The sequence below is a fragment of the Frankia sp. AiPs1 genome (assembly GCF_023716945.1).
In the GTDB taxonomy this organism is placed as follows: domain Bacteria; phylum Actinomycetota; class Actinomycetes; order Frankiales; family Frankiaceae; genus Frankia.
The window spans coordinates 1-15440 of the sequence record NZ_JAMQQF010000097.1; the positions used below are offsets into that span (position 1 = coordinate 1).

13 protein-coding genes and 1 pseudogene are annotated in these 15440 nt (G+C 73.1%); 10 read left to right on the top strand and 4 right to left on the bottom strand.

Annotation, left to right across the window (positions count from 1 at the left end; all coding sequences use genetic code 11):
- Window positions 1-633, bottom strand: a 633-nt coding sequence (locus ND748_RS12030; protein ID WP_251745842.1) for a TerD family protein, incomplete at its 3' end; no start/stop codon positions are given.
- A 189-nt stretch (window positions 634-822) separates the two neighbouring features.
- Between ND748_RS12030 and ND748_RS12035 the strand changes: the two genes are divergently transcribed.
- The 4 genes from ND748_RS12035 to ND748_RS12050 all read left to right on the top strand — a co-directional run bounded on the left by ND748_RS12035 (window position 823) and on the right by ND748_RS12050 (window position 5795).
- Window positions 823-1812 (top strand): aldo/keto reductase, encoded by a 990-nt coding sequence (locus ND748_RS12035; protein ID WP_251745863.1) that lies wholly within the window; start codon window positions 823-825, stop codon window positions 1810-1812.
- A 326-nt stretch (window positions 1813-2138) separates the two neighbouring features.
- The gene (locus tag ND748_RS12040; RefSeq protein ID WP_251745844.1) at window positions 2139-3008 is read left to right on the top strand and encodes a TauD/TfdA family dioxygenase; all 870 of its coding nucleotides are present in this window, start codon (window positions 2139-2141) and stop codon (window positions 3006-3008) included.
- Complete coding sequence (locus ND748_RS12045; RefSeq protein ID WP_251745846.1) at window positions 3008-4138, top strand: ABC transporter substrate-binding protein; 1131 nt, start codon at window positions 3008-3010, stop codon at window positions 4136-4138. The genes ND748_RS12040 and ND748_RS12045 overlap by 1 nt, the downstream gene beginning before the upstream one ends.
- 217 nt (window positions 4139-4355) lie before the next feature.
- Complete coding sequence (locus tag ND748_RS12050; RefSeq protein ID WP_251745848.1) at window positions 4356-5795, top strand: HNH endonuclease signature motif containing protein; 1440 nt, start codon at window positions 4356-4358, stop codon at window positions 5793-5795.
- On the opposite strand, the gene ND748_RS12055 is transcribed toward ND748_RS12050, so the two are convergent.
- Window positions 5762-6331 carry a hypothetical protein gene (locus tag ND748_RS12055; RefSeq protein WP_251745850.1) on the bottom strand — a complete coding sequence of 190 codons (570 nt, stop codon included), beginning with the start codon at window positions 6329-6331 and terminating at the stop codon, window positions 5762-5764. The two genes, ND748_RS12050 and ND748_RS12055, sit on opposite strands and share 34 nt — an antisense overlap.
- Before the next feature lie 203 nt (window positions 6332-6534).
- On the opposite strand from ND748_RS12055, the gene ND748_RS12060 reads away from it, so the two are divergent.
- The 5 genes from ND748_RS12060 (at window position 6535) to ND748_RS12080 (ending at window position 12563) form a co-directional block, all read left to right on the top strand.
- Entirely contained in the window at window positions 6535-7314 is a 780-nt protein-coding gene (locus tag ND748_RS12060; RefSeq protein ID WP_251745865.1) for a sporulation protein, read from the top strand.
- A 145-nt stretch (window positions 7315-7459) separates the two neighbouring features.
- A complete protein-coding gene (locus ND748_RS12065; protein WP_251745852.1) occupies window positions 7460-8089 on the top strand; it encodes a class I SAM-dependent methyltransferase in 630 nt (209 codons plus the stop codon).
- Between the two features lie 204 nt (window positions 8090-8293).
- Window positions 8294-8923, top strand: a complete 630-nt coding sequence (locus ND748_RS12070) for a PadR family transcriptional regulator (RefSeq protein ID WP_251745854.1) — start codon at window positions 8294-8296, stop codon at window positions 8921-8923.
- Window positions 8924-9000: 77 nt separating this feature from the next.
- Window positions 9001-9729: an ABC transporter ATP-binding protein gene (locus tag ND748_RS12075; protein ID WP_374215902.1), complete on the top strand. Its 729-nt coding sequence runs from the start codon at window positions 9001-9003 to the stop codon at window positions 9727-9729.
- Window positions 9726-12563 (top strand): FtsX-like permease family protein, encoded by a 2838-nt coding sequence (locus ND748_RS12080; protein ID WP_251745858.1) that lies wholly within the window; start codon window positions 9726-9728, stop codon window positions 12561-12563. The genes ND748_RS12075 and ND748_RS12080 overlap by 4 nt, the downstream gene beginning before the upstream one ends.
- Window positions 12564-12594: 31 nt before the next feature.
- Here the strand turns inward: ND748_RS12080 and ND748_RS12085 are convergent, their stop codons facing one another.
- Window positions 12595-13020, bottom strand: coding sequence for a GNAT family N-acetyltransferase (locus ND748_RS12085; RefSeq protein ID WP_251745859.1), 426 nt, complete (start codon window positions 13018-13020; stop codon window positions 12595-12597).
- A 360-nt stretch (window positions 13021-13380) separates the two neighbouring features.
- Between ND748_RS12085 and ND748_RS35020 the strand changes: the two genes are divergently transcribed.
- Window positions 13381-13908, top strand: coding sequence for a GNAT family N-acetyltransferase (locus tag ND748_RS35020; protein WP_374215903.1), 528 nt, complete (start codon window positions 13381-13383; stop codon window positions 13906-13908).
- 147 nt (window positions 13909-14055) lie between these two features.
- On the opposite strand, the pseudogene ND748_RS35025 reads toward ND748_RS35020, so the two are convergent.
- Window positions 14056-15168: pseudogene (locus ND748_RS35025) on the bottom strand (alpha/beta hydrolase family protein); the annotation flags it as partial.
- Between the last annotated feature and the right edge of the window lie 272 nt (window positions 15169-15440).

Sequence of the window (15440 nt, forward strand, 5' to 3'; positions counted from 1 at the left end):
GCCGTAGGCGGGCGCGGGCTGGGCCGGCGCGGCGGGCGACGGGGTGGGCGCCTTGCGCTGATCGTGGCGGGGCGGTGCGGCGGGAGCGGGAGCGCTGGGCGGCTCCTCCTCGGCGACCTCGCCTCCGTAGGAGCGGATCAGCTCGGCGAGACCGCCCTGGAAGCCCTGGCCGATCGCGGCGACACGCCACACGCCCTTGCGGTAGATGTCGCCGATCATCACGGCGCGTTCGCTGGTGAAGTCGGCGCCGGTGAAGGAGTAGCGCAGCACCTCGGCGCCGCCGACGACGATGCGCAGGTAGCCCGACGTGATCGCCGCGGCGCTGCCCCCGCCGTCCAGCGCGGCGCAGAACGACAGCCGGCCGATCGAGGCGGGCACCCGGTCGAGGCTGATCCGGAACGCCTGGGTGTCCCCGGACTGCGGGCCGAGAAGCTGGACGGACTTCTCCGGCGAGGCGGGTTGGTTGAAGAAGACGAAGTACCGGTCGTCGGAGAGGCGGTCGTCGCCGTCCAGGCCGAAGCAGGAGACGTCCCACTCCCCCGGCGCGGTGATCTGGATCCCGACGTACAGGTCGGTGCTCTGGGTAACCGCCGAGAGCTGCGCCTTCTGCCCGCGGCTGAACTGGGTGACCAACGCGCTCCCTCCACTCGCCTCCGCACGAATCGGACTGCGGGCAAGGTAGCAGCTACCCACCTACCCAGCCGAACACGCCGGGCGCGCGGGCGCTGTCGCCCACGGGACACTACGCGCGCGTCACGGTGGCAGGTGCCAGCGTGACACCTCCTGTCGCGATCCGCGGGCAGGATGGCGTTCACTGAGCGGATGCGCTACGTGGAGGGCTCCGTCACCGTCAGCCCAAAGAGGATTTCGAAGATCGGCCTCGGCACCTGGCAGTTCGGGTCCGGGGAGTGGGGCTACGGCAGCCGCTACGCCGACACCGACGCGCCGCTCATCGTCCGCCGGGCGCTCGAGCTCGGGATCACCCTGTTCGACTCGGCGGAGGTCTACGGCCTGGGACGCAGCGAGCGGATCCTCGGCGCGGCGCTGGCCGCGCTTCCCGGCGCGCTCGACCGGGCGTACGTGGCGACCAAGCTCCTGCCGGTCGTGCCGGTGGCCCCGGTCGTCGAGCAGCGCGCGGTCGCCAGCGCGCACCGCCTCGGCCTGCGCCACCTCGACCTCTACCAGGTGCACCAGCCCAACCCGGCGATCCGGGACCGCTGGACCATGCGGGGCATGGCGGTCCTGCGATCCGTGGGCCTCGTCGGGGACGTCGGGGTCAGCAACTACTCGCTGGCCCGCTGGCAGGAGGCCGACGCGGCCCTCGGCGCGCCGGTGCTGTCCAACCAGGTGGAGTACAGCCTGGCCCGGCCGCGCCGCGGCGCCGCGCTGCTCGACTTCGCCGCCCGCGAGTCCCGGCTCGTCATCGCCTGGAGCCCGCTGGCCAAGGGGCTGCTGTCGGGCCACTACGACGTGACCAACCGCCCGAGCGGACGGGTCCGGGCCGCCAGCGCGCTGTTCGGCACCGAGAACCTCGCCCGGGCGACGCCGCTGCTCGACGTGCTGCGCGAGGTCGCCGCGGCACACGGGGCGAGCCCCGCCCAGATCGCGCTGGCCTGGGCGGTCCACCAGCCGCACGTCGTGGCGATCCCGGGGGCCTCCGGCATCGCCCAGGTGGAAAGCAACGCCGCGGCGGCCGACATCGACCTCGCCGCGGACGAGTACGCCGCGCTCAGCGCCGCGGCCGACCGCTTCGCCCCGATCACCGGCCCGCAGGCACTCGGCGCGCTGGCCGCCCAGCGCCTGCGCCCCTGACCCATCCGCTCCACCCGTCACTCCCAGCGATCACGCCTAGCAATCACGGAGAGTGACATCGCGTCGTCCGCGACACCGCCGACCCTTGACAGGTCACCTCTTGCGCGCAGAAGCAACGGAAAGTAGCCGATTTTTGCCGTAGATGCGGTGTGCGACACAAAAAATTGGCGCAGCCGAGGTGATCGGCCTGGCTTCCTCGCTGGGAGGCCATCTGGCCGCCCGGCCCATGACACGTCCCAGACCTGGCGCGACGGAGCGCTGTCGACATCCGAGCCAGCGTGCTCGGAATCGGCCACCCCTCCTCGCGCCAGGAAGGATCACGATCCGTGACCGCGTCCGTGTCCGCGACCCCGCCTGCCCACACCGACCACCACGACCGCCACGACCACCACGACCGCGCCGACAGCACCGCGTCCGCCGCGTTGCGCGTCTTTCCGCTGGGACCGGTCCTCGGCGCCGAGATCGACGGACTCGACCTCGCGGCGCCGTTGCGGCCACCGCGGACGGACGAGCTGCGGCGGCTGCTCGCCGCCCACAAGGTGCTCCTCTTCCGCGGTCAGTCGATCGACGCCGCCCAACAGCTCGCCCTGGGGCGCAGCCTCGGATCGATCCTCGACTTCGCCGCCGCCAGCGACCCCGACCATCCCGGGGTCCACCTCGCGAGCACCCTGAGGCAGCCGGTCCGACGCGGCGACGGCGGTCGCGCGACCGGGAACTGGCACATCGACGGCAGCGGCTTCGTCGCCGCCCCGTTCGCGTCGATCCTGCGGCCCGTGACCCTCCCGCCGCTGGGCGGGGACACCGTCTGGGCCGACCTGGCCGCGGCCTACGAGGGCCTGCCCAGCGCGCTGCGCACAGCCGTCGAGGACCTGTACGTCACCCACGATGTGACGCCCTACTTCCGGGACCGCGGCATCGACTACCCGTTGCTGGCCCGCCCGATCGTCCGGACCCATCCCGAGACGGGGCAGCGGGTCCTGCACGTGAACTTCGCCCTGCGCCCGCAGGTCGTCGGCTGGAGCGCCGAGCGCAGCACCGAGCTGCTCGCCGCGCTGCGGGGGGAGGCGACCCGGCCCGAATACCAGCTCCGGTTCCGCTGGACCGCGGACGCCGTCGCCCTCTGGGACAACCGGGCGGTGCACCACTACCCGGTACGCGACTACGGGGACTTCCCTCGTCGCATGGACCGTGTCTGATGGCCACGATCCGACCACCCCGACCATCTCACCGGCGGGCGACCAGCGCCCTCGCGCTGGTCCTCGGGCTGTTCCTGTTCGTCGGATGCGGCAGCGGGGGGCAGGGCTCCACCGCGGCGCCGGCCACGACAGCACCGGGCACGACAGCGGCGGCGGCCACCGCGTCGGCGGATCGCACGGTGGTCGACATGACCGGTCGGTCGGTCCGGATACCGGCGCAGGTCACCCGGGTCGCGACCGGGTTCGCGGCGCTGAACGCGACGATGCTCGTCCTCGGCGCCGCCGACCGGCTCGTCGCCACCAGCTCCGGGGTGAGCCCGCTCTACCCGACGCTGGTGCCGACGTACAAGGACGTCGCCCTCGTGTTCGACTCGGGGGTCACCACGGTGAACAAGGAGGCCCTGCTCGCCGCCCGCCCGCAGGTCATCCTGCTGTTCGTCGGCGCCAAGGCGCTGCTGCCCACCTTCGACCAGCTCGGCATCCCGACCGTCGTGTTCGCGTCGTTCCAGACGCCGGCACAGATCAAGCAGGGCGTGAGCCTGGTCGCGGACGTCCTCGGCGGCGAGGCGCCCGCGCGGGCGAAGAAGTTCGGCGAGTACTACGACGGCAACATCGCCCGGGTCGAGAAGCGGACTGCCGGGCTGACCGGCACGCAGATCACCGACGTGTACTACACCTCCGGTTCACCGACGAAGACGGAGGCGAAGAACTCGATCGTCGAACTCTGGCTGACCCAGGCCGGCGGGCGGAACCTGGCCGCCGCCCACGGCATCAACACGGCGCCGGCCGTCGCCACCGTCGGCCTGGAGGACGTCGTCGGCTGGGATCCGAAGGTGATCATCTCCAAGGACGCGGCCACCGACAAGCAGATCCGCACCGACCCCAAGTGGAGCGGGGTGGCGGCGGTGCGCACCGGGCGGACCTACGTCAACCCGACCGGGGTCTACGTGTGGAGCGTGCGCAGCGCCGAGTCCGCGCTGCAGCCGCTGTGGGCGGCCAAGACCCTGCATCCCGAGCTGTTCGGGGACGTGGACATGGCCAAGGAGGTCAGGTACTTCTACTCGACCTTCTACTCCTACCAGCTCTCCGACGCCCAGGTGCGCGCGATCCTGAACCCGACCGCCGCCTAGCGGAGCACCACGACCGCCTGTTGGTCTCGATGGTGTGTGGTGGTGTTCCGCGGAACATCGAGGTCATCTCTACCGCAGGGATCCGACCCGCCCTGGCTCGGTCTGGCCCGCGCCACCCCACCCCACCCAGATTGATCTTGTGGTGGGTTTTTGTCGGTGCCGGATGCGACGATGCCGGTGTCCGTTGACCGATGACACCTCTGGCCCGGTGATCCTGATGAGCACAGCGTCCACGTCCCCTCCTCCCCTGCCGTCCCCCCTGTCGTCGGAGGTGTCCGCGCTGATCGGCGTGGATGTCGAGGCGTTGCCGTTGGAGGAGGTGGAGGAGGTGATCTGCCGGTGGGCGGGGCGGATCGCAGCGGCGACGTGTGGGTGGCTGCTGGCGGTGGCGGCGTTCGATCGGCGTGGGGGCTGGTCGGGGGTCGGGATGGGTTCGTGTGCGCACTGGCTGGCGTGGCGGTGCGGCCTCGGCCTGCGCACCGCCCGCGAACAGGTCGCCACCGCCCGGGCGTTGGAGGGCCTTCCGTTGATCCGGGCGGCGTTCGCGGCGGGCATGCTGTCGTATGCGAAGGTCCGCGCGGTGACCCGGGTCGCCGACTCCGCGACCGAAGGCATGTGGCTGACCCGAGCTCGGCACTGCTCGGCGGGGCAATTGGAACGTCTCGTCCGTTCCTACCGGCAGGCCAACGGGGACCCGAGGACCCGCCAGGCGGCACGGCGGGTGACATGGACGTTTGACGGCGACGGGATGCTGCGTCTGCGTGCGGTGCTGTCCCCGGACGAGGGTGCCCGGCTGATCGCGGCGTTGAACGCCGCCCGGGCCAGCCTGGAGGACACCACTCCCCTCGCCCCCGACCACCCCCCGGCCGACGACGAAGCCGCGGACGATGCGGGTGATGCGGGTGATGCGGCGGAGCGGGATCGCCAGCGTGACGCCGACGCGCTGGTCGCGTTGGCCGACGGGTTCCTCGACCGGCCCGCTCCGGGGCTGATGAGCCCCGGGCACACCCTGACCGTGCACCTCACCACCCAGCCCGCCGGCGACACCCCGACCGACGACGCCAAGGGGCTGCAGGGGGTGGCGCGGATCGGGACCGGGGCGTGGGCGCAGGGCGACGGGGGCGTCGGGCTGTCGCGCCACGTTCTGGAGCGTCTGGGCTGCGACGGGCTGATCCGCGCGCTGGTCACCGACCCGGACGGCAACCCGCTGCACCTCGGCCGGCGGCAGCGTTTCCCCGGACAGCGGCTTCGTGACGCCGTCCACCTGCGCGACCAGGGCCGCTGCCAGTACCCGGGCTGCGGTCACACCCGCTGGCTGCACCTGCACCACCTCACCTGGTGGGGCCGCGGAGGCGACACGGACATCAATCGGCTGCTGCTGCTCTGCTCGACCCATCATCGGGCGGTGCACGACGAGAACATCAGCCTCGGCCGGGACACGGACGGCACCGTCACCGCACGCACGGTCGACGGCCGGGTTCTCGTTGGAGCACCATCCATCGTCCCCGGGCCGCAGCCCGCGGGGATCCTCGCCCGCGCCACCCGCCACGTCGAGTCCATCCACGTGCTCCGCCGACACCGAAGGCGGCCCACCAAACCCACGGCTGATCCCACCGACGGTGGTCAGCCGGCGTTGACGGAACCGTCAGGGGCGTAGACGTCGTCGGAGGAGATGACGTGAAACGGCGGGCAGACACCCGTCGAATGGTGGGCGGCGGCCTCCAGCGCGAGCTGCACGCGCTGTTCCGCGTCGAGGCCGCGGGTGCTGTGCAGGGAGCCGCAGGCGTACTCGTCACCGCTGCCGACGGCGTAGTAGTCGTCGACGCTGCGGCCGATCTGGTAGTCCGAGTCGATGCGGTAGAGGTGCCCGCGGATCCCGACGAGGAACAACCCGCCGCTTTCGTTGCCGGAGTCGTTGCGCGCGAACCCGCCCTCGCGCAGGCAGTCACGGACGACCGCGATGAAGTCGGTCGCCATGAACCGGTCAAGGTCCCAGTCCGCGGGCACGGGCGGGACGAGGCTGTAGCGGAGCAGCTGGCCCATCCGGAACGAGTCGGTGAAGCCCATGATGAACTCACCGTTACGGAACACCTTGGTGTCCGCGCGCACGGTGATGGACCAGCCGGCAACACCCGCGCTGTCCCCACCGATCACGACCCGGCCGTCCTGCTGAACCCCGACGATGCAGGTCACGAAGCGGAATGGTACCGGTTCGCCCCGCAGGCGGATGCCCCACCCCGTCGGCGTCCTCCACCTTCGTCACGGACTGTCCCAAGCGTCCCGACCGATGTCACCTTGCCGACCTGCGGCTGTTTCCCTCGATCGGGCTGTCGTAGAGATGTGAGAGCGTGTCCGGCGACGGCGCCGGGATCATCGACGAAGGGGACGGACGCACGATGGGGATGAAGCGGTTCATGTCGCGGCTCGGCGTGGGGGGTGCCGAGGTCGAGACCGTGCTGGACCGTCCGGAGACGCTGCCGGGTCAGGTCGTGACCGGCACGACGACGATCACCGGCGGCAAGGTCGACCAGGAGGTCGAGAAGGTCCTCGTCTCGTTGGAGGCGACGGTCGAGGTCGAGCGGGACGACTCGACCTGGTACGAGCAGGTCACCTTCGGCACCCAGCAGGTCGGCGGGGGCTTCACCATCAACCCGGGCCAGCAGATCAGCGGCCGGTTCGAGCTGCCCGTGCCGTGGCAGACGCCGATCACCGACGTCGGCGGCTGGCACCTGCGCGGCATGAAGATCGGCGTGCGGACGAAGCTGGCGATCTCCGGCGCGGTCGACCCGGGCGATCTGGACCCGGTGGGCGTGCATCCGCTGCCGGTGCAGGAGGCGGTCCTGGCGGCACTCGGCGACCTGGGTTTCCACTTCAGGTCCGCGGACGTCGAGAAGGGCCGGCTGCACGGCTCCGAGCTGCCCTTCTACCAGGAGATCGAGCTCAAGCCGGCCGGCGAGTACGCCCGGCGGATCTCCGAGCTGGAGGTGACCTTCCTCGTCGACGGCGCCGGGATGGACGTCGTGCTCGAGGCCGACCGCCGCGGCGGGCTGCTGTCCTCCGGCCGCGACGAGCTCAGCCGCTTCCGCCTCGCCCATCACGACACCGACCGCCGCGCGCTCGCCGGCCTGCTCCACCAGCAGCTCGAGCACCTCGGCCGCCGCCGCGGCTGGTTCTGACCGGGGTGACGCCCGGGGGCCGGACACGGCCGCGACGGCGCCGACGCGAGAGCGGGGGACGCGAGTGAACCTGGCTGGATTTCTCCGGCGCGGCAAAGCGGCCGCGCGGGCGACGGTGCGGGGGGCGAACCGGCAGAGGCATCCGGTGCGGTGGGGCAATCTGCGCCGGACCAGCCCGTTCTCCGCCTGGTACGGCAGCGAGCGGGGGCGGCCGGTCGACCGGCACTACATCGACGGCTTCATGGCCGCCCACCGCGCCGATTACACCGGCAACCGGGTGATGGAGGTGAAGAACCCCCATTACAGCACCCTTTACGGGGCGCCGGCCGAGCTGACGATCGTCGACATCGACGCCGACAATCCGGATCTCACCCTGCACGCGGATCTGAACATGGTGGGGAGCCTTCCCCCGCGGGCCTACGACTGCGCGATCGTCACCCAGGTCCTCCAGTACGTGGATCCGCAGGCGGCGTTGGCGAACCTCTGGCAGTCGCTGGCCCCCGGCGGCGTCCTCCTTCTCACCGTTCCCGCCCTCGCCCGGCTCGATCCCCACGACCGGGACTCGGATCTGTACCGATGGACTCCCGCGGGGCTGCGCGCCGAACTCACCGCCGCCGGCCTGCCCGATGACGACGTGCGCGGCCACGGCAACGTCCTGGCCGCCGTCTGCGCGCTGCAGGGTCTGACCGTCCAGGACGTGACGGTGGCCGAGTTGGACGTGGTGCACCAGGACTTCCCCGTCACCGTGTCCGCGCGCGCGGTGAAACCACTCTGATCGAACCCGCCCCAAGGGCGGGTTCGGCTTATCACGGCAGTCTGTCGTCCACGCGACACGGGCGGCCTCATGTCGGTGGCCCGCGGGTAGATACCAGGTATGCCATACCGCGTATGGTGTCCCGGAAGGGGCAGACCATACCGAGTATGTGAATACCAGGTATGCCGTGTCCGGCTGATGCAGGCACAGGCGCAGGGAGGCGTGATGTCGATCCGACACGGGCTGCTGGCGTTGCTCGCCGAGCGCCCGATGTACGGCTACCAGCTCAGGGCGGAATTCGAGACACGGACGGGCTCGACCTGGCCGCTCAACGTCGGGCAGGTCTACACCACGCTGCAGCGGCTCGAACGTGACGGGCTCGTCGAGCCGGCGGACACCGCCGGGACCGCCGACGACCAGACGGCCGTCTACCAGCTCACCGAGACCGGCCGCGCCGAGACCGAAAAATGGTGGTCGGCGCCGGTCACCCGGCACGCTCCGGCCCGAGACGAGCTGGCCATCAAACTCGCGCTCGCGGTCACGCTGCCCGGCATCGACGTGCAGCTGGTCGTGCAGCGCCAGCGCACCGAGACGATGCGCGCGGTGCAGCAGTACACCAGGCTGAGCCGCCAGGCCGACGAGTCGAACGACACCGCCTGGCTGCTCGTGCTCGACAGCCTCGTGTTCGCCGCCGAGGCCGAGATCCGCTGGCTCGACCACGTCGAGGCCCGGCTCGCGCGGACGGCCCGCCGGCCTGCCCGCACCGACGCCGGCCCGAGCGGTGCTCCCGCACCGACGGCCCCGTCCTCGCCAGGCCGCCCGGGCGCGGCCACGACCGAAAAGAGCGGACGATGACCTCGATCGCGCCTCCCCGCCTGCCGGAGCCCGCGCCTGCCGGCGCGGCCCCGCCCACCTCGGCCCCGGTGCTGCGCATGCGCGGCGTGACCCGGGTCCACGGCGGTGGCGCGACCCAGGTCGTCGCGCTGCGCGGGCTGGACCTCGTCGTCTACCCCGGGGAGCTGGTCGCCGTGATGGGCCCGTCCGGCTCGGGCAAGTCCACCCTGCTGACGTTGGCGGGCGGGCTCGACGTCGCGACGTCGGGCGAGGTGTTCGTCGACGGGACGGCGCTGGGACGGCTGTCCACCAAGGCGCTCGCGGCGCTGCGTCGACGCAGCCTCGGCTACGTCTTCCAGGATCTCAACCTCGTTCCGGCGCTGACCGCGGCCGAGAACGTCGCACTCCCCCGGGAACTCGACGGCGTGGCCACGCGCAAGGCGTACAGGGAGGCTGTGGCCGCCCTGACCGAGGTGGGCGTGGCCGAGCTCGCCGACCGGTTTCCCGATCAGATGTCCGGCGGCCAGCAGCAGCGCGTCGCGATCGCCCGCGCGCTGGTGGGCCCCCGGCGGCTCGTGCTGGCGGACGAGCCGACCGGCGCGCTCGACTCGGCGACCAGCGGCGAGGTGATGCGGGTGCTCCGGGCCCGCTGCGACGCCGGCGCCGCCGGCCTCCTCGTCACCCACGAGGCACGACACGCCGGTTGGGCCGACCGGGTGGTGTTCCTGCGGGACGGCATGGTGGTCGACTCCACCGGCGAACCGTCGACCCCAGAGTCCCTGCTCGACGGGGACGGCGGGAGCACAGCGGGCGGAGCCGAGCGGTGACGAAGCTGGGATTCCCCGCCGGCCGGGCGGCCCTGCGGGTCGCCCGACGTGACGCGCTGCGCGCCAAGGGCCGCACGCTGCTGGTCGCCGTGATGATCGGGCTACCGGTCCTGCTGGTCTCCGGCGTCGACGTCATCGCCCGGTCGGCGGACGACGGCCCTTCGCAGCATGTCTGGCGCAACCTCGGCGCTCACCCCGAGCTGCAGGCACGCTTCGACGCCTGGAATATCGGACTGCCCATGGCGCAGAGCCCCGACGCCGAGACCGTCGGCCCGGTCGATCCCGCCGCGAGCGGGCCGGCCCGTCCGCCCGACGTCGAGCAGGCCCGGGTCGACCTCGCCGCGGCGTTGCCGCCCGGGGACCGGCTCGTCACCGTGCACGACGCCAACAACGCGCGGTTGCGGATCGACGACCCGGGCGCCCACGGCGGCAGCCGATTCGTGCGGGCGAACCTGCGCCAGGCCGCGTGGACCGAGCCCCGCCTCGCCGGCCTGGTCGACGTCACCGCGGGCCGACTGCCGGCCAGACAGAGCGAGGTCACGGTGACGGCCTCGTTCGCCAGGCACTACGGCGTCGGGGTCGGCGACACCATGCAGCTCGAACTACCGGGCCGCGCGGCCGCCAACGCCCCTACCGGTACCGCCTCCCCGCGCGTACGCGTCGTGGACGTGGTGGGAGTCGCCCGCCTCAACGAGGACCGCAACGCCAGGGCGGTGCTCGGCACGCCGGGCCTGCTGCCGGCGGGCGGCACCCCGGGCTACAGCAGCGACACGCTGTACGCGGCGGGCCCGAGCCCTGTCACCTGGAACGATGTGCTGCGCCTGAACCGGCTGGGCGCGGTGGTGGTGAGCCGGGCGGTGTTCGCCGATCCACCCCCCGCGAGCGACGTGCCCGAGGTGCCCGGCAGTATCGGCACCTCGCCCGCGCTCGACGCGGCGTTCGCAGCCACGGTCGTCGGCCTGGTGTTGCTCGAGGTCGCGCTGCTGGCCGGGCCGGCGTTCGCGGTCGGTGCTCGGCGCAACATCCGGCATCTCGCGCTGGTGTCGGCCAGCGGAGGCAACCGCAGGCAGATCGGCAACATCGTGCTCGCAGGCGGCCTCGTCGTCGGTTTCGGGGCCGCCGTGGTCGCCGCCGGGCTCGGTACCGGTCTCGGCGTGGCGGCGCTGCCCCTCCTCGAGCACTACGAACAGGGCGACTTCGCACACACCGACGTCCGGCTGCTCGACCTGACACTCATCGTCGCCGTCGGGACGCTCACCGCCGTCGCGGCTGCCGTCGTGCCGGCCTGGCAGGCCAGCAGGGTCGACGTCGTCGCGGCGTTGGCCGGTCGACGAGGCCCGCTCGTCACCCCGAGACGGGTCCCGGTGCTCGGCGTGGTCGCGGTCGCGGTGGGGATCGGTCTGGCGGCGCTCGGCGCGGCCACCGTCGAGCCGCTGCCGGTGCTTGCCGGTACCGCGGTCGTGACACTCGGCCTGATCGCGACCGCGGGATCGATCGTCGAGCTCGTCGCCAGGGCCGCCAGGCGGTTGCCGGTCGCTGCCCGGGTGGCCCTGCGGGACGCGGCTCGCCAGCGTGGTCGCACCGCCCCCGCCGTCGGGGCAGTGGTGGCCGCGGTCACCGGGTCGGTGGCGATCTCGCTCTACGTCGCCGCGCTCGACCACCACGACCAGCTCACCTACCAGCCGTCGGCCGCTCCCGGGGGCGTGGTGCTCGACCTGACGCGGTGGGGGCCGAACGGACCGGAACAACCGCATCCGGCCGCGCTGGCGGAGGCGTTGCTGCGAGCGAACCTGCCTGTCGACAGGGTCGCGCCGATCAACACCATCGGCGATCCTGGCGACAGTGCGTCCCCTGCCTACCCCGACCCTCGAACCGACATCGCCTGCGACTCGCCGTACGGCGACGGCCCCGGCCTGGCCTCGTCGGACTCGTCGGTCGACGAACGGTGTGGCGAACGGGGGCTCATCCTGGTCCACAACGGCGTCGTGGTGGGCGACGGCAGTGCGCTGGACGTCGCCAGCGACGGCGGCTACCCCGGTGTGCGGGCCGCCCTGGCAGCCGGCGTCGTCGCCGTGACGAACCCCCGGTACCTACGGGCGGACGGGAACGTCGTCGTGAAGGTCAGCCCGCCATACGAACCTGGGCCGTCCGAGTCCGAGTCCGGGGTCGGGGTCGGGGTCGGGGTCGGGTCGGGCGAACGGACGCTCGTCCTGCCCGGGAGGCTCGTCGAGCGGACCGGCGGTATCCCGATCGACATGGTCGTCGTGCCACCGGCGCTGGTCCTGGCACGGGGGTACTCGGTCATTCCCGACGCGGTGGTTGCCAGCACGACTCGGGTGCCCACGGCGGCCGAGGCGAAGCGGGCGGACTCGGCACTGGCGGACGCCGGAATCGACAACGGCCTCGTCGTCGAACGCGGCTACCAGAGCGCCTACGACATCGGGCTGTTGGCACTGGCGGGCGCGGCCGCCGTGATCACTCTCGGCGCCACCGGCATCGCCGTCGGACTCGCCGCGGCCGACGGTCGCGCCGACCTGGCGACGCTCGCCGCCGTGGGGGCAAGCCCGGGAGTACGCCGCCGGCTGGCCGCCAGCCAGGCCGCAGTGATCGCCGGCACCGGGGCGGTGCTGGGGGTCGTGGCCGGCGGGGTGCCCGGCCTCGCGTTGATCTGGATGGAACGCCACGGTACCGGGCAGCTCGACCCGAGCTGGCAGTTCGTCCCACCTTGGCTGAGCCTGACCAGCATCGTCGTGCTCGTGCCGCTCGTGGCCGTGGCCTGCGGCTGGTTGTTCACCCGGTCCCGGCTGCCCACCATCCGCCGCATCACGCTCTGACCCGTCGGCCCGCGGGCCCGGACTCGCTCGCCTACACCCGGCGGGTGAGGTGGAACGCGGAGATGGAGTAGCCGACGCGCAGGGCGAGGCGGTGCGCCTCGTGGCGGTGGGTGTCGGCGTCGAGGTGGATGTGTTCGCAGCCGAGGCGGCGAGCCTCCCGCTCGGCCCAGGCGAGCAGCCGGGTGGCGTGGCCCCGTCCGCGGGCGGGGAGCAGGGTCGTGAGGTCGTCGATGGCCAGGTGCCGCCCGGCGGCCAGCGAGTTCACCTGCCGGAAGCCGAGCGCGGCGGCGACTCGGCCGAGTTCGCCGTCCCAGGAGGCGACGAGTCGGTACCCTTCGGGCCGCTGCACCTCGTTGACGAGCCGGATGAACCCTGTCGACGTCAGATGCGGACGCAACTGGCGCATAGGGTCGAATGCCAGCCAGGTGCGCTCCGCCTCCAACTCCTCGATTTTCACGGGCCGTATTGTGTCAGTGCCATCAGGTGATGTGTGTGCCGAGGTCCGGCTGGGGCCGGTGGAGTCTGTCACCGTGACCTCGGCGCCGGCCCCGACAGCCTGCGCATCCGTCCCGCCCACGCCCTTCCGGCTGCTGTGACGTCCGGGAAACGATTCGCCCGCGGGCGCCGCGGCGGGCTACCCTGCTCCGGCCGTCGGTTCGGCTGCCACCGGTCGGCAGCGGGCGGTAGCGGCCCGCGGCGTGCGGGTGACGCCCTGACGAAGTCGGCACGGGGTGGGGTCCGGGGCGGGGTGAGTGGCATGGAGGACAGCCGGCGGGACTGCGGCGGTCGGCTACCGGCCGGGATCGTCGCCGAGCCGATGCTGCGCGGCCCGCGGCTGGTCCTGCGGCCGCTGACCGTGGCCGGCATCGGCGCGCTGCAGGCCGGGCGGTGCGGCGAGCTGGAATCGCTCACCGGCACCCGGATCATCGCCGACATCCAGCCGCCGCCGCTGCTCGACGCCGCCCTCGGCCCGGTCCGCGGCCGGTCGCTGACCGAGTCGGCGGCCGCCGGCTGGTGGACCTGGCTGGCCGTCGAGCGGGCCACGGGCACGGCCGTCGCCTCACCCGGCCTCGGTGGCCCACCCGACGCCGACGGCTGCGTCACCTTCGGCCAGGCGACGTTCGCCGGCCACACCGGACGCGGCTACGCCGTCGAGAGCGGCTGCCTGCTGCTGGACTGGGCGTTCCGCGAACCTCGGGTGCGCCGGGCGCTGATGACCCTGCCGCCCCACGCCGGGGTGGCGCTCGGGGTCGCCGCCCGCCTGGGCTTCACGGCCATCGGCCGGGCCGAGGACGACGAGGTGGGCGAGCTCGTCCTGCTCGAACGAACCTGCCGGACCGCCTGAGCCGGGCCCGGCGACCGAAGCCGGCGACGCGGGCGACGCCGCCGAGGCGGGCTGGGCGCTGCGCGGCCGCGGCAGCCGTGAGGCGAGCATGTGCGTGGCCAGCCAGTCGACGGCGGTCCGGACGAACCGGACCCGGTTGGCAAGCTCGACCACCTCGTGCCCCTCGCCGGGGAACAGCAGGTAGCGGCAGTCGACGCCACGGGCGGTCGCCGCGGCCATCGTCTGCTCGGCCTCGATCACCGGGACGTTGGTGTCGTTCTCGCCGTGGACGACGAGCAGCGGCGCCGCCAGCGCGCTCATCCGGTGCAGGGGCGACAGGGCCCGCAACAGCGCGGGCTGGGTGACCGGATCGCCGTACTTGGTCACCGCGGAGGCCGCGATCCACGGCTCGGTGTGCTGGTAGAACGTCTCCAGGTCGACCATGCCGCAGACGTCCACGCCGGCGCGGAACAACTGCGGGAAGTGCACCAGGGCGGCCAGCGTCAGGTACCCGCCGTAGGAGCGCCCCGCGATCCCGATCCGCTCCCGGTCGGCCAGGCCGGTCTCGACGAGGTCCCGCACACAGCTCGCCACGTCCTCGATGCCGTCGAACCGGCGATGGGCGTGATCGGCCTCCTCGAAGTCCCGGCCATACCCGGTGGAGCCGCGCACGTTCGGCGCGAACACGGCGATCCCACGGGCGAGCAGCGCGTGGAACAGCGGGTTGAACGTCGGGCGTTCCTGGGCCTCGGGGCCGCCGTGCAGGTACAGCAGGGTCGGCAGCGGGCCCGGCGGCGCCGGCGGTCGGTACCACCAGCCGGCCAGCTCCCGGCCGTCGTGCGCAGTGAGCGTGTGCAGCACGGGGCGAACCAACGCCGCCGGCCGGACAGGAGCGTGCGAGACCAGACATCGGTAGCGGGCGGGGTGGGCGGCCAGGTCGCAGGTCCACAGCTCCCCGGGGGTCGCCGCCCCGTCGAGGGCGAGGACCAGCTCCCGGCCGCCGGGGCGGGTCAGCAGGGCGGTGACGACGTCGCGGGGCGGTGCCGGCAGCGGCCGGCAGCGGCCGCCCGGCAGGTCGACCAGCGTGAGCTCGCTGCGTCCCGCCACGTTCCAGACGACGACCGCCCGCTCGCCTGCGCTCGCGGGGTCGGGGTCGGGGCGGCCGAGAAGGGCGAACCGCTCCACGTCGGCGTCGGGACGCTCGGCGATCACCACGGTGGGCCCGGGGGTGTCCACGGGGACGTCGAGCAGGGCCGCCCGCTCCCGGCCGAGGTCGCTCACCAGCAGCGCCCGACGCCCACCCGCGACGAGGCGGCCGGTGAGGACGGTCGCGGTGCCGCCGGGCAGCTCCCACGACGAGTGGGCCGCACCGCCGCCCGGCGGCGGGGTGAGCCGGACGTCGACGACGATCGCGCGGCGAACCCCGCGCGGTCCCTCCCGCAGCAGCAGCCGGTAGGCGCCCGCCAGCGGGTCGCCCCCGCCGGCACCGTCTGCGCCGACGCGGTCGAGGTCAGCCAGGTCACAGACCTGCAGCGCGACGCCCTCGGCGAGCC